This window comes from Aquirufa sp., assembly GCF_044342065.1.
Taxonomy (GTDB): Bacteria; Bacteroidota; Bacteroidia; order Cytophagales; family Spirosomataceae; genus Aquirufa.
The window spans coordinates 19,147-44,536 of sequence record NZ_JBIIQN010000022.1; the positions used below are offsets into that span (position 1 = coordinate 19,147).

The 25,390-nt window shown below is 42.2% G+C and carries 24 protein-coding genes and 1 tRNA gene; 11 read left to right on the forward strand and 14 right to left on the reverse strand.

The window, feature by feature from the left end:
• Positions 1-33: 33 nt before the first annotated feature.
• Entirely contained in the window at positions 34-417 is a 384-nt protein-coding gene (locus ACIQZ2_RS08490) for a hypothetical protein (RefSeq protein WP_395768425.1), read from the reverse strand.
• A gap of 102 nt (positions 418-519) precedes the next feature.
• Here ACIQZ2_RS08490 and ACIQZ2_RS08495 point away from each other — a divergent pair, with 102 nt between their 5' ends.
• Both ACIQZ2_RS08495 and ACIQZ2_RS08500 read left to right on the forward strand, forming a co-directional pair.
• A complete protein-coding gene (locus ACIQZ2_RS08495) occupies positions 520-1,137 on the forward strand; it encodes a DedA family protein (RefSeq protein WP_395768426.1) in 618 nt (205 codons plus the stop codon).
• Positions 1,134-1,586, forward strand: a complete 453-nt coding sequence (locus tag ACIQZ2_RS08500) for an NADH-quinone oxidoreductase subunit A (RefSeq protein ID WP_395768427.1) — start codon at positions 1,134-1,136, stop codon at positions 1,584-1,586. The genes ACIQZ2_RS08495 and ACIQZ2_RS08500 overlap by 4 nt, the downstream gene beginning before the upstream one ends.
• Here the strand turns inward: ACIQZ2_RS08500 and ACIQZ2_RS08505 are convergent.
• Positions 1,583-2,686, reverse strand: a complete 1,104-nt coding sequence (locus ACIQZ2_RS08505; protein WP_395768428.1) for a PorP/SprF family type IX secretion system membrane protein — start codon at positions 2,684-2,686, stop codon at positions 1,583-1,585. The two genes, ACIQZ2_RS08500 and ACIQZ2_RS08505, sit on opposite strands and share 4 nt — an antisense overlap.
• Positions 2,687-2,792: 106 nt before the next feature.
• On the opposite strand from ACIQZ2_RS08505, the gene bshC reads away from it, so the two are divergent.
• Genes bshC through cysM form a run of 4 tightly spaced genes read left to right on the forward strand, consistent with a single transcriptional unit; the run spans position 2,793 to position 7,061 of the window.
• A complete protein-coding gene (gene bshC, locus ACIQZ2_RS08510) occupies positions 2,793-4,346 on the forward strand; it encodes a bacillithiol biosynthesis cysteine-adding enzyme BshC (RefSeq protein WP_395768429.1) in 1,554 nt (517 codons plus the stop codon).
• Complete coding sequence (mnmH, locus tag ACIQZ2_RS08515) at positions 4,339-5,373, forward strand: tRNA 2-selenouridine(34) synthase MnmH (protein WP_395768430.1); 1,035 nt, start codon at positions 4,339-4,341, stop codon at positions 5,371-5,373. The genes bshC and mnmH overlap by 8 nt, the downstream gene beginning before the upstream one ends.
• A 7-nt stretch (positions 5,374-5,380) precedes the next feature.
• Positions 5,381-6,184, forward strand: a complete 804-nt coding sequence (locus ACIQZ2_RS08520) for a serine O-acetyltransferase (RefSeq protein WP_395768431.1) — start codon at positions 5,381-5,383, stop codon at positions 6,182-6,184.
• Between the two features lies 1 nt (position 6,185).
• Positions 6,186-7,061, forward strand: a complete 876-nt coding sequence (cysM, locus tag ACIQZ2_RS08525; protein ID WP_395768432.1) for a cysteine synthase CysM — start codon at positions 6,186-6,188, stop codon at positions 7,059-7,061.
• Here cysM and ACIQZ2_RS08530 read toward each other — a convergent pair.
• The 5 genes from ACIQZ2_RS08530 to ACIQZ2_RS08550 form a co-directional block, all read right to left on the reverse strand.
• On the reverse strand, positions 7,047-7,601 hold the full coding sequence (locus tag ACIQZ2_RS08530; protein WP_395768433.1) for a hypothetical protein: 555 nt from the start codon (positions 7,599-7,601) through the stop codon (positions 7,047-7,049). The genes cysM and ACIQZ2_RS08530 overlap by 15 nt on opposite strands.
• A gap of 55 nt (positions 7,602-7,656) precedes the next feature.
• Positions 7,657-7,863, reverse strand: coding sequence for a helix-turn-helix transcriptional regulator (locus ACIQZ2_RS08535; RefSeq protein WP_395768434.1), 207 nt, complete (start codon positions 7,861-7,863; stop codon positions 7,657-7,659).
• A 228-nt stretch (positions 7,864-8,091) separates the two neighbouring features.
• On the reverse strand, positions 8,092-9,807 hold the full coding sequence (locus tag ACIQZ2_RS08540; RefSeq protein WP_395768435.1) for a GMC oxidoreductase: 1,716 nt from the start codon (positions 9,805-9,807) through the stop codon (positions 8,092-8,094).
• A gap of 19 nt (positions 9,808-9,826) precedes the next feature.
• Entirely contained in the window at positions 9,827-10,432 is a 606-nt protein-coding gene (locus ACIQZ2_RS08545) for a gluconate 2-dehydrogenase subunit 3 family protein (RefSeq protein ID WP_395768436.1), read from the reverse strand.
• A 92-nt stretch (positions 10,433-10,524) separates the two neighbouring features.
• Positions 10,525-11,847, reverse strand: coding sequence for an alpha-L-fucosidase (locus ACIQZ2_RS08550; protein WP_395768437.1), 1,323 nt, complete (start codon positions 11,845-11,847; stop codon positions 10,525-10,527).
• 146 nt (positions 11,848-11,993) lie between these two features.
• Here ACIQZ2_RS08550 and ACIQZ2_RS08555 point away from each other — a divergent pair, with 146 nt between their 5' ends.
• Positions 11,994-13,364 (forward strand): MFS transporter, encoded by a 1,371-nt coding sequence (locus ACIQZ2_RS08555; RefSeq protein ID WP_395768438.1) that lies wholly within the window; start codon positions 11,994-11,996, stop codon positions 13,362-13,364.
• 89 nt (positions 13,365-13,453) lie between these two features.
• Here the strand turns inward: ACIQZ2_RS08555 and ACIQZ2_RS08560 are convergent, their stop codons facing one another.
• The 3 genes from ACIQZ2_RS08560 to ACIQZ2_RS08570 are packed head-to-tail and all read right to left on the reverse strand — an operon-like array spanning position 13,454 to position 15,775.
• The gene (locus tag ACIQZ2_RS08560; RefSeq protein WP_395768439.1) at positions 13,454-13,867 is read right to left on the reverse strand and encodes a VOC family protein; all 414 of its coding nucleotides are present in this window, start codon (positions 13,865-13,867) and stop codon (positions 13,454-13,456) included.
• A 47-nt stretch (positions 13,868-13,914) separates the two neighbouring features.
• On the reverse strand, positions 13,915-14,526 hold the full coding sequence (locus ACIQZ2_RS08565; RefSeq protein WP_395768440.1) for a flavin reductase family protein: 612 nt from the start codon (positions 14,524-14,526) through the stop codon (positions 13,915-13,917).
• 31 nt (positions 14,527-14,557) lie between these two features.
• The gene (locus ACIQZ2_RS08570; RefSeq protein ID WP_395768441.1) at positions 14,558-15,775 is read right to left on the reverse strand and encodes an acyltransferase family protein; all 1,218 of its coding nucleotides are present in this window, start codon (positions 15,773-15,775) and stop codon (positions 14,558-14,560) included.
• Positions 15,776-15,848: 73 nt separating this feature from the next.
• Here ACIQZ2_RS08570 and rbsK point away from each other — a divergent pair, with 73 nt between their 5' ends.
• Genes rbsK through ACIQZ2_RS08590 form a run of 4 tightly spaced genes read left to right on the forward strand, consistent with a single transcriptional unit; the run spans position 15,849 to position 20,294 of the window.
• Positions 15,849-16,748, forward strand: a complete 900-nt coding sequence (rbsK, locus tag ACIQZ2_RS08575) for a ribokinase (RefSeq protein ID WP_395768442.1) — start codon at positions 15,849-15,851, stop codon at positions 16,746-16,748.
• Positions 16,745-17,749, forward strand: a complete 1,005-nt coding sequence (locus ACIQZ2_RS08580; protein ID WP_395768443.1) for a nucleoside hydrolase — start codon at positions 16,745-16,747, stop codon at positions 17,747-17,749. The genes rbsK and ACIQZ2_RS08580 overlap by 4 nt, the downstream gene beginning before the upstream one ends.
• A gap of 32 nt (positions 17,750-17,781) precedes the next feature.
• The gene (locus ACIQZ2_RS08585) at positions 17,782-19,293 is read left to right on the forward strand and encodes an ADP-ribosylglycohydrolase family protein (protein ID WP_395768444.1); all 1,512 of its coding nucleotides are present in this window, start codon (positions 17,782-17,784) and stop codon (positions 19,291-19,293) included.
• An 11-nt stretch (positions 19,294-19,304) separates the two neighbouring features.
• Positions 19,305-20,294, forward strand: a complete 990-nt coding sequence (locus ACIQZ2_RS08590) for a GRP family sugar transporter (protein ID WP_395768445.1) — start codon at positions 19,305-19,307, stop codon at positions 20,292-20,294.
• Between the two features lies 1 nt (position 20,295).
• Here the strand turns inward: ACIQZ2_RS08590 and ACIQZ2_RS08595 are convergent, their stop codons facing one another.
• From ACIQZ2_RS08595 to ACIQZ2_RS08610, 4 genes are all read right to left on the reverse strand, one after another.
• Positions 20,296-22,650 (reverse strand): glycosyl hydrolase family 95 catalytic domain-containing protein, encoded by a 2,355-nt coding sequence (locus ACIQZ2_RS08595; protein ID WP_395768446.1) that lies wholly within the window; start codon positions 22,648-22,650, stop codon positions 20,296-20,298.
• Between the two features lie 84 nt (positions 22,651-22,734).
• On the reverse strand, positions 22,735-23,646 hold the full coding sequence (locus ACIQZ2_RS08600; protein ID WP_395768447.1) for a sugar phosphate isomerase/epimerase family protein: 912 nt from the start codon (positions 23,644-23,646) through the stop codon (positions 22,735-22,737).
• A 274-nt stretch (positions 23,647-23,920) separates the two neighbouring features.
• A complete protein-coding gene (locus ACIQZ2_RS08605) occupies positions 23,921-24,961 on the reverse strand; it encodes a phytanoyl-CoA dioxygenase family protein (protein ID WP_395768448.1) in 1,041 nt (346 codons plus the stop codon).
• 330 nt (positions 24,962-25,291) lie between these two features.
• Positions 25,292-25,367 (reverse strand) — tRNA-Phe (locus tag ACIQZ2_RS08610).
• Positions 25,368-25,390 lie beyond the last annotated feature (23 nt).

Consider the following 25,390-nt stretch of genomic DNA (forward strand, 5'->3'; position numbering starts at 1 on the left):
GTAATTACATAAGAAAATTGAAAAACAATCTTCTTAGTACCTTGGAGGCGCAATCAAAACACGTTCTAATGAAAATTGATATTGATTTTCCCAAAAGGTTCTTAGCCGACGAGTCGCAAGAAAAGTTAACGGAATTAAAAGAAGTAATTGAAACACTGGCAGAACATAGCCTATAAAACCTGAAAAATCAAAATGAGGAAGACTAGGGTGGTTGGTCGTTTTAGTATGCTTGGAATCAGCGGCATAATGCATCCATAAGAAATCAATAAAACGAAATGAGGCTCCTGAGATTTTCTTATGATCTTGAAAATGTTTGAGTAGTTCGTTCGCTTTGAATGACTGTTCCAAACCTACCTTGGGAATAAGGCTCCCAGAGAAGAAAAGCATCAACAATATGAAAGCGATTACATTTTTCATCTCCCAAATGTAGAAAAAATTCGAAATTTATTGGATATTTATAGGCTTAATTTACTTAAGAATTAAGATTAAGGCCAAACCCTCTGACTGAGGGGGAATATTATGGATGAAATAAATCTTTTGTGGCATCAATTAACTGATTCAGAAACAATTATTCGCTCCGGCCTTTTTGTTATTACCTGCATCGTATTTGCCGAAAATGGCCTGTTTTTTGCCTTTTTTCTGCCAGGAGATTACCTGCTTTTTTTAACGGGGGTTTTTGGCGGTACAGGTGTATTAAAAGAGCCTTTGAGTACCATTCTCATTAGCATCTTTTTGGCAGCTGTCTTAGGTTCCATGCTTGGCTATCTAGTTGGCCGATTCTTTGGCAATTCATTGCAGCGAAGGCCGGATAGCTTTTTCTTTAAAAAGAAACACTTGGATTCCACACGTGAATTTTTCGAAAAATATGGATTTATGGCCTTGGTAATTAGTCGTTTCTTGCCCGTTGTAAGAACATTTACCCCCATTTTGGCCGGAATTAGTCACATGACATGGTATAGCTATATATTATTGAATCTGATTGGTGGAGCGCTATGGGTTGGCATATTGGTTGCAGGAGGCTATTACATGGGACAATATTTCCCTTGGATTATCAATTACGTCCAATACATTATATTGTTTTTCCTAGGAATAACAACCTACACCCTCATCAAAGGATACTTGAAACTACGTAAATGATTGAACAATTTGGCTATGTTGCTGCATTCCTGTTGGCAGGAATTACATTCCTAGGTTTAATACTAACACTGGCTAGTTTTATTCGCCCTAACCGGCCGAATGTTGAAAAACTAAGTACCTACGAATCGGGGGAGGAGCCCGTTGGAAATGCCAATACCCGATTCAATCCTCGATTTTATGTTATTGCCTTACTCTTTGTTCTTTTTGAAGTGGAATTAGTTTTCCTATTTCCATGGGCCGTTATCTTTGCCAATAAATCACTTCGCGTAATCCCCAACTGGTCTACCTACGCGCTTGTTGAAATGTTTTTGTTTGTCGGCATACTCGCGCTAGGTTTAGCATTCGCCTGGAGGCGCGGATATTTAAACTGGGAAAAGCCCGTAAATGAAGTTAAGGATGTCGAAAGTCCTGTACCAACTGAAGCATATCAACGCTTTAAGAAGAGTTAAAACGCTGGGTCTACGCTATACACTTTATTTCTAAATTTCAAGGCTAAAATCAATTCATGAGACCCCAATGATGCCCGCATAGGTCCATTGGAATGGGTCTCGTAAGAGTATGTCAGGTTGACTTGTTGGCTTAAATGCATCCCCAACATTAAACTGATCGCTTCATTGTGGCGGTATGTAGCACCAGCCCAAATTGCATCATTAAATGTTACGCGCATATTGGCTTCCATTCCCAAGGAAAAGCCTCTCATATATTTTACCAATATCGAGGGTGAGTATGTCCAAAATTCGCCGGAACGGATTTCCATCCCAGTTTGAAAAAAGAGGTTAGGGCTTGTGCTTCCCAAAAGCAAAGCCTGATAGTTTTCTGTTCTGTCTGGATTAATTTCCTTTCGGGTCAATGTATCAGACCCGTCACTTGACCTCAAATAACTGAAACTATCAAAAATCATTTGGTTGGCCGACAAGCCTGCATAAAAATTACGATTATAATATAGCAAACCTACATTCACTAAGGTTTGGCCACCCGAAACTTGACCACTCGGATTCAAAGATGGAAGGTTTTGATCCTGGTACATAATAAATGGGTCACCGGGGTCTTTCACATTAAGTCCTGACATATTGAGATTCCGGAAATAATAGCCCCCTGTAGCTCCTACGGCAATTTTATTTTCACCTCCCACGGAGAGATGATAAGCATACGTTCCTGCAATGGATGTACTTGTTAATCCTCCAATCTGATCGGAATAGGCCTGAATCCCTATTCCTTGATGAAATCCGCTTCGCTTGGTTTTCTGTCGAATGTAGGTTGGGGAAAAATTCCTACGAATCGTTTTAGACATAAAAGGTGTTTTCCCGGTAGAAGTACGGTCGGATTTATCAAGCGCAAAATTCCCCGTAACGTAAGCGGTTTTGTTCGTGGTATTGATTCCTGTCCACTGCGTACGAAACCCCGACTTGACATCAATGTAATCTTCAAACCCCGCGAAGGCAGGATTATAAATATATTTATTCATCATAAACTGCGTAAATTGAGGTGTTTGTTGCGCAAAGCCCACAAAAGTCAGTAAGGAGAATAAAAGGGAAATTAAAAATCTCATTCGATAGGTGTAGAACCACAAATTTCGCTTAAATATATTTAATTTCGTCAGAACTTTTCGGAAATCTATCAGGTATTTACTCAATGGCTTCCTTCATATTTGGCTAATGCAAACAAAATCATATCCGCTCAATCAAATAAATGGCTTCGGAAAACTGCTTTTACATTATTTAGCAGGTGATCAGGATTTAAAACCATTGTATGGCAATTTGCCTACGCTAGCTTCTTTTCAAGATCAAATAGACTCAAAAAAATCAGTAAACCGATCTTTGTTGGTTGAAGTCCTTGAAGATCAATATCGCGGCCTACAGGATATTCCGAATTTACAATCACTAGCAAACGAGAAGACGTTTACCGTAACAACAGGACATCAATTAAACCTTTTAACGGGTCCCTTGTACGTTATTTTTAAGATTGCGTCAACCATTAATCTCGCCAAAACACTTAAAAAAGCCTACCCTTCTTATCATTTTGTTCCGGTATATTGGATGGCAACGGAAGACCATGATTGGGAGGAGATTAATCACTTGCACCTATTCGGTAAGAAAATCGAATGGAATACTGACCAAAAAGGACCTGTAGGTCGATTTGATGTGTCGGCTTTGGCTTCCATTTGGAAGGAATTACCCAGTGACATGCCATACTTTAAGGATGCCTATACAGATGCCCAAAATTTAACTGACGCTGTACGAAAATACATGCATGGGATGTTTGGCGAAGAGGGATTAGTTTGCTTAGATGCAGATGATGTACGCTTGAAAAAATGCCTTATTCCAATAATGGAGACTGACTTGTTTGAGCACAAACACCTTGCTTGTGTTAAATCAAGCAATGAGAAGTTGAGCGATTTAGGATATACACCACAAATTTATGCACGCGAGATTAATTTCTTCTACATGCAAGATGGGATGCGTGAACGAATCGAGAAGCAAGGGGAGAAATATCAGGTACTCAATCAACCAATCCGTTTTAGTAAGCAAGAATTACAGAGAGAAATCCATACACATCCCGAACGATTTAGCCCAAATGTTGCATTGCGCCCGGTTTATCAAGAATTAATTCTTCCTAATTTAGCCTACCTGGGAGGTGCAGCGGAAGTGGCCTATTGGCTACAGTTGAAAGGTATTTTTGACCTACACCAAGTACCATTCCCCATTTTACTACCTCGTAATTTTGGCGTGGTGATACCCCCTTTAGAGGCCTCACGCATCGAAAAATTGGGATTGACGATTCCTGAGCTATTCCAAGATGAGCGGACCTTACTAAAACAGTTTGTTGACAAGCACACTAAACACACCTTGGATTTAGGGAATGAACAGGAGCGCCTATCTTCGCTCATGTCAAAAATCGCTCAGAAAGCTCAAGCAATCGATGAGACACTGGAAGCATCTGTTTTAGCGGAGGAAACGCGCTGGCAAAAAGGTTTAGAACGGCTTACCAAGAAAATGCGCAAAGCAGAAGAACGCAATCAAGCAATAGGCCTTGGTCAAATAAAAGCGATAAAGAACACCTTATTCCCCGGAAATACATGGCAAGAGCGGCACACAAATTTTTTAGAATTTGCCTTGAATTACCCTACATTTACCCAAGAGCTTCTAAAGGTATTAGATCCTTTACGGTTCGATCTTTACGTCATGTATTTACCAGAAAAAGATGCCTGAAAAACTTAACACAGAGGCGTTTTTGGATGCAGCCATGCATTTCCCCATTTTGGATGTTCGTTCTCCGGGTGAATTTGAACGTGCACACATTCCAGGAGCAATTTCTTTTCCAATCTTCGATAATGAAGAACGGGCCCAAGTAGGAACTACCTACAAGCAGATAGGGAAAGATGAGGCGATCGAATTAGGCCTTGCTATTGTAGGGCCAAAATTAGCTCATTGGGTTAAGGCCGTGAAAAAAATTGCGATTGATAACACGGTATTAGTTCACTGCTGGCGTGGAGGCATGCGATCCGGCAGCATGACCTGGTTATTTGAGACTACTGGCCTTAAAGTAAAAATACTCGTTGGTGGATACAAAGCATACCGAAATTATGTCGTAAGCAGGTTTGATGAGAAAATTCCTTTTGTCGTTTTGGGGGGGAAAACAGGAAGTGGCAAAACGGATATTTTGCTTGAAATGCAAAAACGGGGTACCCAAGTGATTGATTTAGAAGGAGTCGCGCATCATCGTGGTTCTGCTTTTGGGCATTTGGGATTAGCTCCTCAACCCAGTAGTGAACAATTTGAGAATGAAGTGGTAGCACAATTACGTCAAATGAATTACCAAAAACCTATTTGGATAGAAGATGAAAGTAGACATATCGGTCAAGTGTTCATGCCACTAGGATTATATAGTCAATTACGCGCTGCACCTCTATTATTTTTGGATATTGATGCTCAATACCGACTCCCTTATTTAGTAGAAGTATACGCCCATTATCCGAAAGAAGCATTAGCTCAGGCTATCGGAAAGATCAAGAAACGGCTTGGGGGAGATTTCTATAAAAAAGCCTTGGAGGCATTAGATGAAGATGATTTTTACCAAGTAGCAGCGATAACCTTAAATTATTATGATAAAGCGTATATGCATGGTTTACATAAGCGCTCGAAAGAGCAAATCCACGTGTTAGTAATCAACACATTGGATACGCATTTACAGACGGATGCCGTATCAGCTCATCCGATTTGCCAACAAAGTATATAAATAGCCTATGTTACCCGAAAAATTTAAAGCTGCTCTGTTGGAACGCCACGTGAACACACGGTCGTTCCCCGCAACGTCAGATATCAAAAAACTATTTACCAAAATTGTCTTAACGCTTTTCCCAGAACAAGCGCGTAAGCATGTTACGCAAATGGAGGAACTCCAATCCATTTGGGAAGGAATCGAAAATGGACTAGAAAGTCTATTGTATGACATGACTGATGTCTTGCCTGATACACCCCAAAAAATTACTTCACGTTACATGGAGCGGATACCTGAAATTTACCAACTTCTCTTGACCGATGTGGAAGCCATGGTTAATGGGGATCCAGCGGCGACAACGGATTATGAAGTTATTCGAACCTATCCCGGTTTTTATGCTCTAGCTTTTTACCGGTTGGCACATGGTTTACATGCAGAAAAGGTACCTTTAATTCCTCGGATACTCACGGAATACGCGCATTCAAAAACCGGTATCGATATTCACCCGGGCGCTCAAATAGGCCAATATTTCTTCATGGACCATGGTACAGGGATCGTAATTGGAGAAACCTGTGTCATCGGGGAACATGTGAAAATCTACCAAGGTGTTACCTTAGGGGCTTTATCGGTAGATAAGTCTATGGCTTCTACTAAGCGCCATCCTACCATTGAAAATGGCGTAGTTATTTACTCTGGAGCTACGATTCTAGGTGGAGAAACGATTGTAGGGGCAAATTCTATCATCGGCGGAAACGTTTGGTTAACCCGAAGTGTCGCTCCAAATACAAAAATTTATCACCAAGAAAATCAAAAAGTAATTCAGGAATAAGATGGCAGCATTATTGGATTTGGTGGGCAATACGCCTCTGGTTGATTTAAATAAATTACACAATAATCCCCATGTTCGAATCTTGGGGAAATTGGAAGGCAATAACCCTGGAGGCTCGGTCAAAGACCGCGCTGCCAAAAATATGATTGAGGAAGCGTTAAAAAGAGGGGATATCAAACCTGGTATGCAACTAATCGAGGCGACGTCTGGAAATACAGGTATTGCATTGGCTATGATTGCCCGCCTGTTTGATTTAGAAATTGAGCTCGCCATGCCGGCTAATTCCACGCGAGAGCGTGTACTAACCATGGAAGCATTTGGCGCAAAGGTTACCTTGACAGAAAGTATTGAAGCCGCTCGAGATTATGCCGTTGAAAAAGCAGCTTCTGGTAATTATGTTTTACTTAATCAGTTCGAAAACCCTGATAATTATTTAGCGCATTATAAAACGACTGGACCCGAAATTTACCGTGATACACAGGGAGAAGTAACGCATTTTGTGAGTTCAATGGGTACCACTGGGACCATAATGGGTACTTCTATGTATTTAAAAGAACAGAATCCAGCGATTCAAATCATTGGGTGTCAGCCTACTGAAGGTTCGAAAATTCCTGGAATTCGCCGCTGGCCGGAGGCGTATCGACCTAAAATATACCAACCAGACCGCGTAGATCGTATTATGGACATATCAGAAGAAGAGGCTACTGAAATGACGCGAAAAATGGCAAAAGTGGAAGGTGTTTTTGGGGGAATGAGTAGTGGCGGCGGTGTCGCCGCAAGCATTCGATTAGCTAACGAATTAAAAGAGGGGCTAATTGTCTGTATTATATGTGATCGCGGGGATCGCTACCTATCAAGTGGGTTATTTGGGGAGTAAAACTCCAAGCAGTTGGTAGTGCGTAGGAGACATCCAGCGCATTTGTTGCGTGCCGTCAATGGAATAGGTCTGAACTTTCCCTTCGGCAAAATTCATGTGTAGTTTCTTTTTCGTTTCAAATAAAAAATTCTTTTCCTCCATGATTATTTCCACTTTAGCAGGGCGATCAAATGCATCCATTTGAATATACAATTTCTTCACAGCAAGCTTTTCTCCTGCTTTCAAAGAGTACCAAATAATACCTTCCTCTGACAAATTATCGTAGCTTGATGTAGCGGCGGGCTTGTTTAAGTCGGCGTGCAAAAACATGGCCCATTCTTGTTTCCAGTCAATATTTACAAGCTGCTTAACCTCTTTTTGGCCATCAAGTAAAATAGTTTTATTTACGGAATGAGGATGTTTTGCTAATGAATCAATTTGGGAAGTCAGGTATTTTTCCCAAGGGTAAAAATTAACTTGCGCGCTTTCGTTCTTATCAGGTTTACAAGCCAAAAAGGATACTATTGTTAAAAGAAGAAGGCTTACGCGAAAAAGTAACATACCTTAAAGGTAAAAAAAATCCTTGACGCGAAAAAACGTCAAGGATCTTATCAAGTTAGGTTCCAATCATCTCATCGATGGGGATACTCAATACGCGTGTAAGGTTATAAATTTTTTGCGCATTTGGATAATGTTTTCCTGATTCCCAATAATTGTAAGCACTTTGACTAACTCCCACCGCGGAAGCAACTTGCTGTTGCGTCATGCGTTTGGACTGCCGTGATTTAATCAGTAGGACTGAAAAAAGGTGTTTTGTTTTCATGATCTTTAGGGTTAGGTGAATTATTCATAGGGGAATATTTAAAAATGAATTAGCATTCGCAATGCTTTGGGCTATATATTTCTCGATTTATCAATACTTTGATACAAAATGTCTTAAACAGTAAATCTTTAAGCCTATTTGGAAATAAATTTTCTCAATTGGAAAGTGCCAAAAACAAAAAGCCCGAGAAATAAATTCTCGGGCTTTCTAAATTAGTTAGTGATGAGCTTAAAGATTTCCTTTTTTCAACTCTTTTACAGCGAAGTCAGCAGCACGAGCTGTCATCGCCATATAGGTCAATGAAGGATTCACACAAGAAGCCGATGCCATAGCAGCACCATCCGTCATGAATACGTTTTTCACTTCATGAACTTGGTTATTCTTGTTCACAATGGAATTCTTAACGGAGGTTCCCATACGCGCTGTACCCATTTCATGGATACCTAAACCGATATGAGTCGTTTGGCTATTGTAAGCATTAATATTTTTGAAACCTGCTGCTTCTAACATTTCAGCCGCATCATTCATCATATCTTGACGCATCTTCATTTCATTTTCACCAAAATTTGCTTCAAACGAAAGAACAGGTAAGCCCCATTTATCTTTTTGATCACTTAAAGTAAAACGGTTATTCGGATCAGGTAAAATCTCGCCAAAGCCTCCGAAACCAACAGTCCAGCGACCTGGATGTGTTAAGCTTTCTTTGAACTGTGCGCCAAAACCATCTTGACCTACACCACGTCCCCAACCTTCACGGCTTGCACCACCTTGGTATCCAAAACCACGTGTATAACCACGCTTATCCTTGCCCCAATTGCGGTAACGCGGGATATATAAACCATTAGGACGGTTACCGAACATGTAATCCTTTTCAAATCCTTCCACTGTTGCTGATGCACCTACACCTAAATGATGGTCCATGATGTTACGACCTAATTGATCCGAATCATTTCCTAAACCATTTTGATAGCGGTTCGATTTTGAATTCATCAAGATCGAAGTAGAGCCGATAGCTCCCGCATTCACAAAAATAATTTTAGCAAAATATTCTTTGGACTCAAGTGTATTTTGATCAATCACGCGAACACCCTTAGCCTTTTGTGATTGTTCATCATAAATAATCTCTGCAACGATTGCGTTGTGAATCATCGTTAAACGTTTCGTACGTTGTGCCGCTGGCAAAGTTGCCGATAATGAGCTAAAATACGCTCCATAAGGACAACCGCGCATACATTTGTTACGGTAGTTGCATGAAGAGCGACCTAAATCCGTATGCTGCTTGCCTGGTTTTGTTAGGTGAGCCACACGACCAACAGTCACAGGCCGACCTAATTTCTTGTTTACCTCATTCTTGAAATGAACTTCGGGCGCAGTCATTTGCATGGCTGGCAAAAAGTCCGAATCAGGTAAAACCTCCAAGCCCTCGGCCTGGCCTGAAATACCGGCAAATTTTTCAACGTACGAATACCATGGGGCCAAATCATCGTAGCCAATTGGCCACGGTGTACCGATTCCTTCTTTCTCATTGGCTAAGAAATCCTCACGGTTCCAGCGATACGTTTGGCGACCCCATAACAAGGATTTACCCCCAGTATGGTAGGCGCGAATCCAATCGAATCCCCCTTTTTTCTCGATGTATGGATTTTGCTTATCGTTTTCAAATAAATAACGATGCTCCTCTGATGGCGTGTATCCTGTACGCATACCTGCCCAATATTCCTCGGCAGCCATGTTGGTAGGCCGACCGCGGTGGTCGAATTCCCATGGATTTTTCATCGCTGTTTCATAGCCTTCGATGTGTTTGATCTCGCGACCACGTTCCATTACGGCTACTTTTAAGCCTTTTTCTGTTAATTCTTTTGCAGCCCAACCACCCGAAATACCGGATCCAATGACGATAGCGTCAAATGTTTGGCTCTTGATTGCATCTATATTAAGATTCATTTTTTCGTATGATTTGGGATTAATAAACAAATGATTTTTGGTCAGGCTTCATGTCCGTAATGACCTCGAACTTGCCTGGAACGGGATGATATTCAAAAGATCCCTCAATGCCTTTTTCGGAAGTATAATAGCCTAACAACGTTAATTCCTTCATTACACGCCAGAAAGGTACGCCACCAGCTCCTTCTAAAATATCTTTATCTACGTTGTCTCCTACTTTCACTTTGCTCGCTGAATAGCTACGCATCAGTTCCTTCGTGTCTGCTTCTAAAAGCGTCAACATAGCCACTTGTGCTTCTGGGGATTGGTCTAAAAACTTCGCTTTCGCAAGGTTATCTACCCCTTTTTTGAAACTCACATGCTCCGGTTTCTTATAGCAATCGTTCAACATCATTTCAATGAAAGGAGGAACGCCGGCTTCAATCGCACCGGCAGTAGTAGTTTTTGGAATAATATGTTCGGCCACAGCAGCAACGATTTTGCGCTGGATATCCGTCAAAATAAAGGTCCCCGCTTCCGCGACAATACCTGCTTTTTTTGCCTCCATAGCAAACAAGGTCGGCGCACTAAAAACACCTCCTACGAGCATTGCTATTCTCGAGACAGCATCTCTTCTGTTAAGCATAGTTTTATTGTTAAATTGTTTAGGTCGCTTGTCTAGATTTAGCAAAATTAGACAAGCCACAAAATTAATCAGATTCTTCGTTTTTCAAGGAATTATTTGGCTTTTTCTAACTTTAAAACCAAATCTATTCGATATGGCGGAAGGTTTTTTACATCAATGTGGATCCCTTGTTTTTCCAAAGTTCCTGACAAAGTTTGCGTTTCACCTAGCATCGTTACCGGCCCTTTTTTATAAACCCCTGGAATATAAATAGTTTCATCTTGAGGTCGTTTCAAAAGGTGAACATACACATGCGTTTCGGTCTGCGTAGTTACTCCCCAAGTTTGAGGGCTCAAAGGGCCTCCGCGCGTTCCATAAACGGATTCGCCATGGCCTTTTAACCAGCGTCCCGCGACAGCAAGCGAATCGGTAAACTCCGGCTGAATCTCACCTGTTGGCATCGGCCCTACGTTTAACAGTAGATTGGCATTGCGGCCGGCTGCGCCTACTAATAGATGAATGATTTGCTTGGGCGTTTTAAATTTACGGTCGGTGATATTATAGCCCCACGCCCCATTGATGGTTTCGCAGGATTCTAAAGGAAGCGCAGACGCTTGTTGGAAACTTAATCCTGAATGGTTTTCTCCCGGTAAATCACGTTCAAACATTTGGAAATCTTCTCCAGGAATCGGATCCAAATGGTGATTATTCCCAATCATACAGGCAGGCTGTAGCTGATGAATTAGGCTATAGATTTCATCGTATTTCCAATCCATACGCGATTTCCGGTCGGCACTTCCCTCCGGGTTCGTTTGATCCCAATGCCCATCAAACCAAATATTATGAATCTCCCCATAGTTGGTTAATAACTCCGTTAACTGCGCTTTCATGAATTTCAAATAGGACGCGTAGTCCCCTTTCCCTTTTCTGCCACTTTTTTGGCCGGTGCGACCCGTTTCCCATGGATAATCTTCACGGTACCAATCCAAGGTTGAGTAGTATAGTCCCAACTTCATGTCTTGTTTTTTACAAGCCTCCGCAAGTTCTTTTAATGCATCACGGTGAAAGGGCGTATTCGTGATTTTCCACTCGGATTGTTTGGTATCCCAATTGGAAAAACTATCATGATGCCGCGTGATAAAAATGATGTATTTCATGCCGGCGTTTTTGGCGATGCTCACCCATTCATCCGCATTGAATTTACTCGGGTGAAATCCAGGCATCAAACGACCGTAATCATTTTTCGAAATACCTTTATTGTTCATGACCCATTCGCCGTCGCCCAACATGCTTGATAAGCCCCAATGAATGAACATGCCATACTTACGATCTTGAAATGCTTGCCGTTCAGCTAAATTTGCTGCAGAAGGCGTGTATTGTTGGCTGATAGCCTGAAAACTGATGATGGTAAGCAGAGAAAGAAAAATTTTCTTCATGATAGATTGGTTTAGAAAAAGCAAATTATGATTTTTTTGGATAGGTTTATCAGAAAGCCGATAGGATTTTTGGTAGATTTTTTTGTTTTTTGTACCGCTACTGCAGGTTCATATACCCCGGCAGCCTATTAGACAAAAAATCATTTATGCAAGAAGTAAGTCCTATATTCGACAACAATAAAATCCCCGTTAAAAAACTTTGGCAAGTCATCATCGCCTCCTCGGTAGGAACGGTCATCGAATGGTATGACTTTTATATATTCGGTAGTTTGTCTGCCATCATATCCTTATCCTTTTTCCCAAAAGACGACCCTACAGCTGCTTTTCTATCGACCTTAGCCGCCTTTGGTGCAGGTTTTGTTGCTCGACCATTTGGTGGTATTATCTTCGGTCGTTTAGGCGACAGGATAGGTCGGAAATACACTTTTTTATTAACCCTACTGCTGATGGGTGGCTCAACTTTTGCCATTGCATTCATCCCTTCATATAGTGAAATTGGTTTAGTCGCTCCTAGCATTTTATTATTGTTGCGTATTGTCCAAGGGCTGGCGCTCGGAGGGGAATATGGTGGCGCGGCTACCTATGTAGCAGAATATGCTCCCGATGCGCAGCGCGGAAAATATACGGCTTATATTCAAACTACAGCGACTGTGGGATTTTTTGTGTCCATAGTAGTCGTATTGGTTTGCCAAAACCTCATGGGAGATGCCGTATTTAAAGATTGGGGCTGGCGTGTACCTTTTGCCCTATCGGGAATTCTCGTCATCGTATCCTATTTCATTCGTCGGAACATGCACGAATCCCCTTTGTTTGCCAAGTTAAAAGCAGAGGGCCGTTTATCTGAAAACCCATTGAAGGAGGCTTTTGCGAGCAAGGAAAATCGCCGATTGATGTTAATTGCCATGTTTGGTGCCATTGTAGGCCAAGGGGTTGTATGGCATACGGGGCAGTTTTATGCGCAGATATTTATTAACAAAATTCTCAAAGTTGACTTTACAACGACCAACCTGATTATTGCGGCTTCGCTCGTTATAGGCACCCCTTTATTCGTGGTATTCGGAAGTTTATCCGATCGTGTGGGTCGGAAAAAAATCATGTTGGGCGGCATGGCCCTTGCTGCGATTTTCTATTATCCTTTATTCGCGTGGATGTCTGACATCGTAGATCAAGAAGGGACTTTGGTCAATGATGCCTATCAATTGACACTCAAGGGGAAGGTTCAATTGGCCTTCATTTGTACCTGTTTGGTGACTTTTGCTTCGATGGCTTATGGCCCAATTGCCGCATTTTTGGTGGAATTATTTCCTACCAAAATTCGCTATACTTCGCTTTCTGTACCCTATCATTTTGCGAACGGGATTTTTGGCGGATGTGCTCCCTTTGTAGCAACCTGGCTGGGCGCTGTAACCCATTCAAATTTCGCTGGGATTTTCTATCCAATCGCCTTAGCAGCTTCGACGGTCATCATCGGAATGATTTATTTGCCTGAGACCAAAGGGCGGGCGCTGATGGATTAATTTTGGACGTTGGACATTAGACGTTAGACATTGGACGTTGTAGCGTTTCATGCCAAATTCACTAGGACTATAAAAACGAACGGCCCGATTTACAATATCTGATTGAATTCAATGATTTCTCCGGATGGACCTTTCACGTTGAAAAAGCGTGTTCCGTTTTTCCAAAACTGCAAAAAGGTAGGTGTTTCTTCCAAAATCTCAAACCCCGCTTTTTTCAGGGTTTCATAAGCATGATCCACATCGGTCACGTCAATCGCGAAATGATCGACATGGCCATTAGTGCGTTTTTTGATTTCAGCCAATTGCTTTTCAGGCATTTGGTATAACTCCACAATCACCTCGTGATTTTTCATCATCACGCAGGTGCCAAATCCCCCGTCAAATTCAAATGGCGATTCCATGACATTCTCGAAACCAAGTCGCTCATAAAAGGGAATCGACACTTCTAGGTCGTGGGCAGGGATGCCGATATGCTGGATCCGATGGATAAAATCAACTTTCATGTGCGTGTTCTTTAGGTACTAGAACCTAAAAATAGGAATTTTTGACCTTAAGGACGGGCATAGCCCAACTTTTGTACAAATTTAGGCTGATAATACCCCTGAAGTCCTAAAGTCGTCAATGAACCGGCCTCTGCCAAATTGATAAATCCATCGCTTTCTACATTCGATTCTTCCAAAAAGGCACAAGCTAATTCCCCTATCACCAAGTACGTTCCATTGTGCTTTATGGGAACAATATCTGCGAGCTTCAGTCCTAATTGCACCGGACTTCCCGTAACAAAGGGAACAGAAAATTCAGGGCGAAGTTGTTTGGTCAATTCAACATGGTCGAATTCGGAGACTCCAACTGGGTATTTAGCACTCGTTTGATGTGCGGCTTCTATTTGATTCAAACCGACATGATTCATGGTAAAAAACCCCGTTGATTCAATGTTTGCCAAGGTATGTGGCGTGGCTTCTTTGGGACGATTAATGAAACCTATCAAAGCTGGATCCGCGCCTAAATGAACAATATTGGTAAACAAAGCCACGTTGGAAACCCCCGCTTTATCTTGTGTAACAATCAAAGTCGTAGGCTTAAATCCGCTTAAGCAATTGACAAAATTGGCGCGTTGGTATCGCTCCATCGCCTGCAAATCCAAAAGGGTATAACATTTCATATTTATCTAACGCGGGAATATGTGCGATTGTTTAAACTTTGAAAATACGTCCGCGCTGATAAAAGAACCTTAAAATCACATACCAAATCAACAGGTAAGTTAAGGCCCCGGCCAAAGAAGCAACATAAGGATCTGAAATTCTTGACGCAAATAGGTAATCTTGAAGATATGCTGATATCCCCTTCCCGTCAATTTCCACCATATTCAAAGCACGCGGAATGATGCCTGAAAAGAAGAAGACCAACATCGGATTTACACCAAAAATCACAAAGGATTTTGTCCACGTTGTTACCTTCTGGATATCCACTATCCAATATAAAAGGCATAATAGGATCATCGCCCATCCCCCAGTATACAAGACAAATGAACTTGTCCACAGTGCTTTATTGATGGGAAAATGAAGATCCCAGATAGCTCCTAAAATACTGCATGAAAGTCCTGCCAACGCCAATAGACGCGTTTGGGAGCGAAAATAAAGACCAGCCAACATGCCTAAAATACCCGTAGCAAAAGCGGGTATTGTGCTTAATATACCTTCCGGATCCCAGGTTTTCGTTACTGACCATAAGTGCCCCGGCAACAAATAGTTATCAACATAAGCTGCCAAATTCGTTCCTTCGTGTAAGTTCCCAGCACCAATGCCCGGTACAGGAATATACTGCATCATAGCCCAGTAGCTAATCAGTAATACAACAAAAAAAACGATTAGACCTCGACCGCCGATACGGCCTTGTAAACTGGCCAACAAAGCATAAACCACCGCAATACGAGGAAGCACGCCCGGTAATCGTACATTGGCAAAATCTTCAAATCCGCCAAAAGCCAAAATTAAGGCCCCAATAAACAAGGCCATCAATACATACAATTTGCGGGCATACTCGGTAAAAAATAGCACGGTAACAAGCCCCGTAGCGGCCAGGCGAACGAGTAGCAACGGGAATCCTGACCAATCTGCGACATGAATTTTGGAGAAAAAACTTAAAAACCAGCCCAACAAAAGAAGACTCAAGGTTCGTGAAAGAATTTTAGATGCAGGAACACGTTGTTTAGCATTTAACGAAACGGACACCCCTACAATGAATAGAAAAAATGGAAAAACAAGGTCAGTTGGCGTACATCCGTTCCAAGCCGCATGCTCCAAAGGCGCATAAATATGTCCCCAATCACCCGGGTTATTCACAATCGTCATCATCATGACGGTGATTCCTCGAAAGACATCAAGTGACAGAATTCGATTTTTTGCATCCATTTTCGAAAATAAGCCATTTTTAAACTAAATCAATATTTAATTGTAATTTAGGGTCAGTTAATTCCCAAAAAATATGTCCAAAATCATTGTCGTAGGTAGTTCAAACACCGACATGGTCATTCAATCTGAACGAATTCCGAGACCAGGAGAAACCATATTAGGGGGTTCATTTTTCATGAATCCGGGGGGCAAGGGGGCGAATCAAGCCGTGGCTGCAGCAAGATTAGGTGGCGACGTCCATTTCGTTTGTAAGGTTGGACAGGATGTCTTTGGTAACATGGCGCGCCAACAATTTGAAAATGAGGGGATGCATACGGAATTTGTCTTGTCTGATGCTAAATTACCCTCGGGCGTTGCTTTAATCAATGTAGATGCGCAAGGCGAAAACAGCATTACCGTAGCTTCGGGAGCCAATAGTGCATTAAACATCGCAGACATTGATCAAGCAAATCGCCTTTTTGAAGCAGGTGATGTCTTATTGATTCAATTGGAAACACCACTCAAAACGGTTTGGCATGCGATAAAAAAAGCGCACGGTAAAGGGTTAAAAGTCATTTTGAATCCAGCTCCAGCGGCCGAAATTCCAGATGAAATCTATCCCTATATTTACGCCTTAACACCAAATGAAACAGAAACCGAACTGTTAACAGGCATTGCCATTGATTCTTTAGCAAAGGCGCAAGAAGCTGCACATATTTTACTCAATAAAGGATTACCGCATTTAATTATCACGATGGGTTCGCAAGGTGCTTATTACCAGTCGGCAGAAAATAAGTTATTCATCCCAACCAAAATCGTTCAAGCCGTAGACACGACGGCTGCCGGAGACTGTTTCAATGGCGCTTTGGCTGTAGCTTTAAGCCAAACGAAAGAATGGGAACCTGCGATTCAATTTGCTTGTGAAGCCGCGACCTTCTCGGTAACCAAATTAGGCGCACAAGCTTCCATGCCTTATTTAACAGATATCCAATGAGAAAGCTCATCTTACTTTTGATGATTGCGGCACAGGCTTTTGGCCAACAAAAACAGAAAATCATATTTGATTGTGATTTGGGAGACGACATTGACGATGCGTATGCGCTGAGTTTACTGCTTACCATGCAGGATCGTTATGAAATTTTAGGCATTACGACCTGTTATGGCCGAACAGAAGACCGGGCGCGTTTGGCTCAAAAAATGCTTGCGGAAACAGGGCAATCGCACATTCCTGTTTATGTAGGAAGGAATACGTCGAAAGTGAATGAGCGGGCCAACTGGTTTGCGGAGCAGTTTTATTGGGCAGAAGGTTTTAAACAAACTAAAAAAATGCCAAGCGATTTTGCGAATCAATATCGGCAATCGAAAGGAATTCGCCCAAGCTTGAAAAAAGAACCCAGTGCCGCAGAATTTATTCGTTCTACCTTAACGAAGTTTCCAGGCGAGGTGGTCGTTTTTTCAGTTGGCCCCGTAACAAATTTCGCAGATATCATTGATCAAGATCCTGAGGTACTGAAAAAAGCGAAAGCCATTTATGCGATGTTTGGATCATTCCGAATCGGTTATTCAGCACAAGCGCCCATCAATGCCGAATGGAATGTATTGGTAGACATCCCGGCTGCGAAAAAATTTGTTCATTCCGGTGCAAACATCATCTATGCCGGATTGGATGTCACCGCGATGGTGAAATTAGATCGACCAAATCGGGATAAAATAGTGCAAAGACAATCCCCATTAACCAATGCCCTAAGTGGACTTTACGTCCTCTGGGGAAATGAAACGCCTACCCTTTTTGATCCCGTGGCGATCGGCATGGAGGCTTATCCGAATTTGTTTAAAACGGAAAAAGTCCATATAGATGTGGATGAAAAAGGATTCACCCGCATTATACCTGACAAAACACCCAATGCGGAAATCGGCATTCAAATCGATACTGCAGGTTTTGTCGACCGCATCATGAAAAAATACCTCTATCAAAATCTACAACCCACACGATGAAAAAACTATTCATTTTAGCGCCATTTTTGCTCATGAGCATAGTCTCACTGGCACAAACAAAAATGTTCAACATTACACCTGCGGCCTTGCAAAATAAAATCAAAGGCGGTTGGGCGGGTCAAACCATCGGGGTTACCTTCGGCGGTCCTATGGAATTTCGTTACAATGGGACGATGATTAATTCGTACCAACCGGTGACTTGGTATGATGGCTATTTGAAGAAAACCATGCTTGAAAACCCGGGACTTTACGACGATTTATATATGGATTTGACTTTCGTGGAAGTTTTTGAAAGGGAAGGACTTCAAGCACCGATTGCATCTCATGCAAAAGCGTATGCACAAGCGGGCTATGCCCTTTGGCATGCGAATCAAGCAGGTCGATACAACATCTTAAATGGGATGATGCCACCAGCATCTGGCCACTGGAAAAACAATCCCCATGCAGATTGCATTGACTATCAAATCGAATGTGACTTTGCAGGCTTGATGTCACCAGCCATGCCGAATGCGGCTTCGCAAATCTCGGATCAAATCGGCCACATCATGAATTACGGCGACGGCTATTACGGAGGTGTTTATTTAGGAGCGTGTTATACCTTGGCCTTTGTCCATAATGACATTAATAAAATTGTCAACGAGGCTTTAAAGACAATCCCGGCACAAAGTAATTATTATAAATGCATCTCGGATGTGATTCGTTGGCATAAACAATACCCGAACGATTGGCGCAAAACGTGGCTAGAAGTTCAAAACAAATGGTCGGACGACATCGGTTGCCCGGATGGTGTTTTTGCTCCATTCAACATTGATGCAACGGTAAACTCCGCCTATGTGGTTATCGGCTTATTATATGGCCAAGGGGATTTTGGAAAAACGGTTGAAATTGCGACACGTTGTGGGCAAGATGCGGATTGTAATCCTTCTTCGGCAGCGGGGATTTTAGGAACTATGTTGGGCTATGACAAAATACCAGCGTATTGGAAATTAGGCTTAAAAGAAGCCGAGGATATCGACTTCAAATACACGACAACTTCGTTGAATAAAGTATATGAAATCGGCTATCGTCACGCTTTGAAAAACATCGAGATGCATGGCGGAAAAGTCTCAGCCAGTCAGATTCAAATCCCAATAGAAGCACCTAAAGCTGTACGATTCGAGCAAAGTTTTACAGATGTGTATCCCGTGGATCGGATTTGGGTGAATAAACCCTTGCAAGACGAATACAGTTTCCAATTTGAGGGAACGGGATTTGTGGTCAAAGGCGAAATGGCTAAATGGGCCTCCTTGGATCCGCATGCGTTTGACCTGGAAGTTTATGTAGATGGCGCTTTGATGGAGCATGTGAAATTACCTGTTTCCTTTACGACTCGTCGACATGAGGTGACATGGAAGTACGATTTGGCGCACGGTAAGCATAACGTAAAATTGAAATTATTGAACCCTACAGCAGGCTATGATTGCAAATTGGCTGACATTTTGATTTATCAGGAAAAAGCGATTCGCGTAAATGATCAGAAAAATTATCGATTAGGAAATTTATAAACGACTGACTTATGTTCATTATAGAGACGTATACCATGGCTGTTTGCCTGTGTGTGATAACGATGCTTTGTTGGGGCTCTTGGGCAAATACACAGAAGCTAACAACATCCACATGGCGCTTTGAACTTTTTTATTGGGATTATGCATTGGGTATTTTGGCCACATCGCTTGCGCTTGCCTTTACCTTGGGCAGTACAGGAACTGCAGGTAGAGCATTTTTGCCGGATGTAAATCAAGCTACTTCGGAGAATATTCAATCAGCCTTAATCGGTGGTGTGGTATTCAATGCGGCCAACATTTTATTGGTCGCGGCCATCGGAATTACGGGGATGGCCGTAGCGTTTCCTGTGGGAATTGGCATTGCCTTGGTTTTAGGTGTCTTTGTCAATTACATCGATCAACCTAACGGAAACCCTTTGATTATTTTTGGCGGGGTTGGATTAATTACCTTGGCGATTATCTTGAATGCCTGGGCGTATGGGAAACGGAGCACAACGGGCATGTCTATCAAAGGGCTCTTAATTGCCGTGGTAAGCGGGTGTATGATGGGCTTATTTTATAAGTATGTGGCGAATTCGATGGTGGTGAATTTTAGTGTTCCTGAAGCGGGGAAATTAACCCCATACACGGCTTTGGTATTCTTTTCGGTAGGCATTTTAGCTAGCTCTTTGGTATTTAATACGATACAAATGTACCGCCCATTCCAAGGTTCAGCGTTGGGATTTGGGGATTACTTCCGAGGTAGCATGAAAGACCATGGCGTGGGCATGTTGGGAGGCGCCATTTGGTTTGTGGGCATGGCCTTCAGCATCATTGCCTCTGAAAAAGCGGGAACTGCAATTTCCTATGGACTCGGTCAAGGGGCCACGGTGGTAGCTGCTTTGTGGGGAATCTATATTTGGAAAGAATTTGATGGCGCTGATGCAAAAACCCAAAGAATGCTCAAGCTCATGTTGGCTTTATACATCCTTGGGTTAGGGCTTTTAATCTATGCCAAATAACTTATAAGGCTTTTCCTTTTTCCCACTGGCCGTTCACTTGAACGTCAACGGTTCCGCCGCCTTTTCTAAACAATTGGTAGCTTTTTACTTTCCCGTTCGCCCAAGTCATGTTCAGGGTGTAGCCTCCACGGGTTTTTAATCCTTTGACTTCCCCGGACTCCCAGGCTTTCGGCAATGCAGGAAGTAGGTAAATTTTAGATGAGGTTGACTGCACAAGCATTTCGGCTACGGCAGCAGCGCCGCCAAAATTCCCATCGATTTGGAATGGAGGATGCGCATCAAAAAGGTTTGGATAGGTTCCGCCGCCTCGTTGGTAGTTGATTTTCACGCCATCCGGTTCCACGTATTTCAGCAATTCGCGGTACATTTTATAGGCATGATCACCATCTTTTAGGCGAGCCCAAAGATTAATTCGCCAACCTTTTGACCAACCTGTTGTTTCGTCCCCTTTAATCTCTAAGGTTTTCTTGGCAGCATTTGTTAATGTTGGCGTTTCTTCAATCGTCAAATGATTTCCAGGATACAATCCATACAAATGACTTTGGTGGCGGTGTTTTGGATCCTGATCAGGCCAGTCGTGGTACCATTCTTGCAAATTGCCCAATTTACCTACTTGGTAAGGGTATAATTTTGCTAGCGCATCTTTCACTTGAGCGGTGAATGTTGGGTCATTTTTCAACACCTCTTGTGCCGCAATGATGTCCAAAAACAATTCACGGATCATGGCCAGGTCAGCCGTTCCACCATACAAGGTTGAACCGATGTAGCCCGTTGGGGTAATAAACTTATTTTCCGGGGAGGTGGATGGCGAGGTAATTAAGTTCCCTTTTTGTTCCTTAATCATAAAGGCCAAACAAAATTCAGCTGCCCCTTTCATCAATGGATAGGCCTTGTCTTTCAAAAACGTTTTATCCTGGGTGAACTGAAAATGCTCCCATAGGTGCGTCGTTGCCCATGTGGCCCCCATAGGCCAGTTGGCCCAACTCGGCTCTCCATTCCCAAAATCTCCCACAGGGTTTGTCATGGCCCAGATATCGGAATTGTGGTGCGTCACCCAGCCAGGTGCATTATAAAAAGTTTGGGCGCTGATGCGACCGGTCTTTTCGAGATTTTCAAGGAAGCCAAGAAAGGAAAGGTGCATTTCGGAGAGGTTGGTGTTTTCGGCCAACCAGTAATTCTCCTCGGCATTGATGTTCATGGTGTAATTACTACTCCAAGGCGGTTGGATATGGGGATTCCAAAGTCCCTGTAGGTTAGCTGGAACACGTGGGGTGCGCGAGCTGCTGATTAATAAATAGCGACCGTATTGAAAATAAAGAGCCTCAAGGTATGGATCCGATTCGCCTGTCGCATAACGCCTTAAACGCTCGTCGGTGGGTAATTCAGGGGCTTGTTTTCCTCCTAGGGTCAAGGAAACGCGCTGATAGAATTTCTGGTAATCAGCTAAATGCCGTGCATAAAGGGATTTATAGGGTATTAAACTTGCGTCTTGTAATTGCTTTAGGGCGAGTGAATCGTCATTTTTCCCTTCGCGTGATGGACTCTTGTCGAAGCCATTAAAGCTGGTTGCCATGGAAACCAGAATGACCGCTTCGGAACCGTTGGACAATACAATGGAAGAGTCGGTTCGCGTAACTTTCCCATCCGTTGATTGAAGTAGAATATCAGTAGAGAATCTTGTTCCTTTGTCGGCCTGAAAAACGATTGGGTTATCTTTTTTACGAACATAATTGGGATCCGCTCTCACCGGAGCGGTTCCATTCATATGTAAACGATTGGTCGAGGTACGAATATGGTACTTTAACTTTGAATCAATTCTTATGGCAAAAGAAAGACCTCCTTTTTGTCCGCTGGATAGGTGGATCGCAAAGATTTTATCAGGATTAGAGACGAAGTATTGTTTCTTGATCAGGTTCCCGTCGGCCAGATATTGGACTTTAGCTTCGGCGGTATTAAGGTCTAGTTCGCGGTAATATTGCGTGGTATTTTTTTCGGGGAAGTCGATGTACATCGTTCCGAGAGGTGCATAGGACTCGGAGAATTTACCTTGAATTTTTTTCACAAGTGAATCAGCGGCACGGTAGTTTTCGGCTTTAAGTGCTTCTCGTACGGCAGGCAGATTTTTATAGGCCTCGGGGTTCATGCGTGGATTCATGGGTTCGCCGGACCAAAGCGTTAAGTCGTTCAAAAAGATTTGATCGGTCTTTGTTCCGCCAAACACGGTCGCACCTTGCATTCCGTTACCAAGTACGAGCGTTTCCTCGAAATAGGTGGCAGGTTTATCATACCAAAGTTTGAGATTCTTTTGTGCGAACAAAGGTGTGCATAAAAGAATCAAGAAGCAGATATTTTTCATCAGTTTTTTGTTAGGTTTTACTGTGAATTTATTGTTTTTTTATAACCCTGCCGGGGTCTTCGACCCCGGCAGGGTGTCCACCACTTATGCCAATATACGTTTCATTTTTGCGAGTCCATTTTTGGCAACAGTCAATGCATCTTGCTTATAGAGTTCCTTATTGAAGAGTTCCAAAGAGATCACCTCGGGCTTTAGAATCTGCAATATTTGAGCGATAGGAGCTTCACCATCACCTGCGTAAATACGGTCAGCGTCTGTAATTTGACCGGGAGCAATGGCTTTCACGTAATCATTCACATGGAATACTTCGACGGCATCAGGCCCTACGATGTGTAATGCATCCACAGAAGATTCGCCCTTATAAATATGAAAAACATCCAACAATAAACGCGCATCTGGATGTGCAGCTTCGGCCGCGACAAAAAGTACTTCAGAAACTTTACTCAGATTTTTTGAATGCCCCCACATTTCTAAAATGGGCTTTACCCCCATCTGAGCCCCTAAATCGAGGACAACTCGGTAGCGTTCTGCGGCACGATGTAAGTCAAGGCCCGCCTCCTTCGTAGCTCCCATCGGAGGAGCAGCGGTACGAGGACAGCCTAGTTGGGCCAACATATCCATTTCGCGTTTCATTTGCTCAAGGCCTTGAGCGCGCACTTTTTCGTCATCAACAATCCATTGTGCGAAACCGATGGCATTTTGGATTTTCATGCCAAGATCATCGGCCCGTTTACGAGCCTCTACAAGCGTTCCACCCGATTTTAAGTAGGCTTCTAAAGTCGGCATCCAGATTTCACATGAACGAAAACCGGCTGCAGCAGCGATTTCAATTTCGCGTATATAGCCCAACTTTTGGCCCATGATGGTACTCATGTTCAAAGAAAGTTCGGGCTTGTATTTAGCGGATTTAGCGGTTTTTTCAGTCAGGGGGAATTGGGAAATTCCGGCAACTAAACCGCCAGCTTTCAACATAGCGCGGCGAGATAAAGTATTCATGGTAGGTTTAAAGTAAATTCAAACCAATTTACTGATAATTCGTTAATCCTGTCGAATTACCTTTAAGATATTCATCGGTCTCTCAACATTTACATCGTTGATTTCCAATAAATAAGTTCTAATACTGAAATTACAGGGGTAATTTATCGAAAACAACCGCATAAAAGCGTTGAGAAGACGCTTTAGTAACAATAAACATAAATACTACTAGTAGAATAGCAAATCTACGTTGTTGAAAAACTGACATGTAATCTTTAAAATACTAGAATTGCCCTTATATTTTCTTAATCAAATTGATTTTAAACATAAAAACACGTGTCTTATGTATAAGAACTTTAAAAAAACCTGAAATGCCTTTATTTCTAATTAAGAATATGAAATCCGTTAAAAAACGAACCGCTCTAGGATAAAAAATATGCGCATTTATGGAATAAAGATTTCTGTGAGTTCTTATCAAGGGGGTTGGATGGCCATTAAATGTGGACCGCTCCCTCAATCCCGTTCGCATATTTATCAAGGTGTTTCTGACCAATAATTCTCCAGAAACCGTATTCGAAGACATGGGCGAATAATAAATACAGTCTTTAAAAAAGTAGTGGGTAACCTGAGATAATCGCGTTGAATTAGGATTCAAAACCGGCGAACCACCATGAATGATATTGGAAGACCAAATCAATGCATCTCCCTTTTCTGCTAAAAACACCTTTTTTTCATAGGGTGAATTTTTCATTAATTCTTCCATAAATAATTCATATTCATGGTAGTTATCGTAACTGTTATCAATCAACTCCTCTTTGAAATGATTAAAATTATACTCGGGCATTTTTTGTGAGGATGGGTAATAAAACAAGGGGCCATTTTCTTCCGTCACATCCTCCAATGCCACCCAAACACCTGCCATAAATCGAGATGGTAAAGAACTAAAATGAATCGTATCAGAATGTGCCATTTGCTGTGAACCTCTATAAAAATTCAAGGTTTGAAATGGAACCGCCTCGCGGTCATACAAAAACTCTAACGTTGACAAAATGTGAGGCTTAATGGACAGATTTTTTGTTGGCTCAGAATACTCCCATAAATCTTGACATCGATTAGAATCGCGGTGATTTTTGAACGAAAAAGACTCATTGAACCCTTTACTTTTCATCTCATCGATTACGAGATCAAGTTCATCGTCGGAAAAAGCTTTCTTTAAAACAACGTAACCATCTGTATTGTATCTACGAGCCAACTCTTCCTGATCCGCTGACAACTTTTTTTCAGCTAATATTTTCTCAAAGAAGGGGGATTCAACCCAGGGTAAATTCATTTTCATTTCACAATCTATTTTTAGCCCATTATGCTATTCAAAGCCAAATTAATTAAATTCAGGCAATTATCTAAAGTTCAGCTACTCGATTGAAGTCGAATAAGGAAATTGCTTGACGTATTTTAACCGTTTAGTCTGCAAAAAAAGCCCTTATTGACTATTTTTGATTTATCCAAAAAATAAATAAAATCGAATATCATGGTGATTACATGCGTTTATATTGAACCCCCGGAGTAGGTTATCATTTTTAAAAATCGTTAAGTAACCCCATTCAATAAAATTAATCTAACAAAAAACCCCTCCTACTTTCGAAGGAAGGGTTTCTATTTTCTAACGTGGTGGTAGATCCCGGACTCGAACCGGGGACACACGGATTTTCAGTCCGATGCTCTACCAACTGAGCTAATCCACCGCGTTGGTCCCATGGATATGGGA

Coding starts and splice junctions, on each gene's coding strand:
- ACIQZ2_RS08600 (WP_395768447.1), bottom strand. CDS start 23,646: ATGAATACTTTATCTCGCCGCGCTATGTTGAAAGCTGGCGGTTTAGTT.
- ACIQZ2_RS08540 (WP_395768435.1), bottom strand. CDS start 9,807: ATGAATCTTAATATAGATGCAATCAAGAGCCAAACATTTGACGCTATC.
- ACIQZ2_RS08570 (WP_395768441.1), bottom strand. CDS start 15,775: ATGGATGCAAAAAATCGAATTCTGTCACTTGATGTCTTTCGAGGAATC.
- rbsK (WP_395768442.1), top strand. CDS start 15,849: ATGTCCAAAATCATTGTCGTAGGTAGTTCAAACACCGACATGGTCATT.
- ACIQZ2_RS08505 (WP_395768428.1), bottom strand. CDS start 2,686: ATGAGATTTTTAATTTCCCTTTTATTCTCCTTACTGACTTTTGTGGGC.
- ACIQZ2_RS08590 (WP_395768445.1), top strand. CDS start 19,305: ATGTTCATTATAGAGACGTATACCATGGCTGTTTGCCTGTGTGTGATA.
- ACIQZ2_RS08560 (WP_395768439.1), bottom strand. CDS start 13,867: ATGAAAGTTGATTTTATCCATCGGATCCAGCATATCGGCATCCCTGCC.
- ACIQZ2_RS08545 (WP_395768436.1), bottom strand. CDS start 10,432: ATGCTTAACAGAAGAGATGCTGTCTCGAGAATAGCAATGCTCGTAGGA.
- ACIQZ2_RS08495 (WP_395768426.1), top strand. CDS start 520: ATGGATGAAATAAATCTTTTGTGGCATCAATTAACTGATTCAGAAACA.
- bshC (WP_395768429.1), top strand. CDS start 2,793: ATGCAAACAAAATCATATCCGCTCAATCAAATAAATGGCTTCGGAAAA.
- ACIQZ2_RS08520 (WP_395768431.1), top strand. CDS start 5,381: ATGTTACCCGAAAAATTTAAAGCTGCTCTGTTGGAACGCCACGTGAAC.
- mnmH (WP_395768430.1), top strand. CDS start 4,339: ATGCCTGAAAAACTTAACACAGAGGCGTTTTTGGATGCAGCCATGCAT.
- ACIQZ2_RS08595 (WP_395768446.1), bottom strand. CDS start 22,650: ATGAAAAATATCTGCTTCTTGATTCTTTTATGCACACCTTTGTTCGCA.
- ACIQZ2_RS08565 (WP_395768440.1), bottom strand. CDS start 14,526: ATGAAATGTTATACCCTTTTGGATTTGCAGGCGATGGAGCGATACCAA.
- ACIQZ2_RS08535 (WP_395768434.1), bottom strand. CDS start 7,863: ATGAAAACAAAACACCTTTTTTCAGTCCTACTGATTAAATCACGGCAG.
- ACIQZ2_RS08585 (WP_395768444.1), top strand. CDS start 17,782: ATGAGCATAGTCTCACTGGCACAAACAAAAATGTTCAACATTACACCT.
- ACIQZ2_RS08500 (WP_395768427.1), top strand. CDS start 1,134: ATGATTGAACAATTTGGCTATGTTGCTGCATTCCTGTTGGCAGGAATT.
- ACIQZ2_RS08530 (WP_395768433.1), bottom strand. CDS start 7,601: ATGTTACTTTTTCGCGTAAGCCTTCTTCTTTTAACAATAGTATCCTTT.
- cysM (WP_395768432.1), top strand. CDS start 6,186: ATGGCAGCATTATTGGATTTGGTGGGCAATACGCCTCTGGTTGATTTA.
- ACIQZ2_RS08550 (WP_395768437.1), bottom strand. CDS start 11,847: ATGAAGAAAATTTTTCTTTCTCTGCTTACCATCATCAGTTTTCAGGCT.
- ACIQZ2_RS08580 (WP_395768443.1), top strand. CDS start 16,745: ATGAGAAAGCTCATCTTACTTTTGATGATTGCGGCACAGGCTTTTGGC.
- ACIQZ2_RS08555 (WP_395768438.1), top strand. CDS start 11,994: ATGCAAGAAGTAAGTCCTATATTCGACAACAATAAAATCCCCGTTAAA.
- ACIQZ2_RS08605 (WP_395768448.1), bottom strand. CDS start 24,961: ATGAAAATGAATTTACCCTGGGTTGAATCCCCCTTCTTTGAGAAAATA.
- ACIQZ2_RS08490 (WP_395768425.1), bottom strand. CDS start 417: ATGAAAAATGTAATCGCTTTCATATTGTTGATGCTTTTCTTCTCTGGG.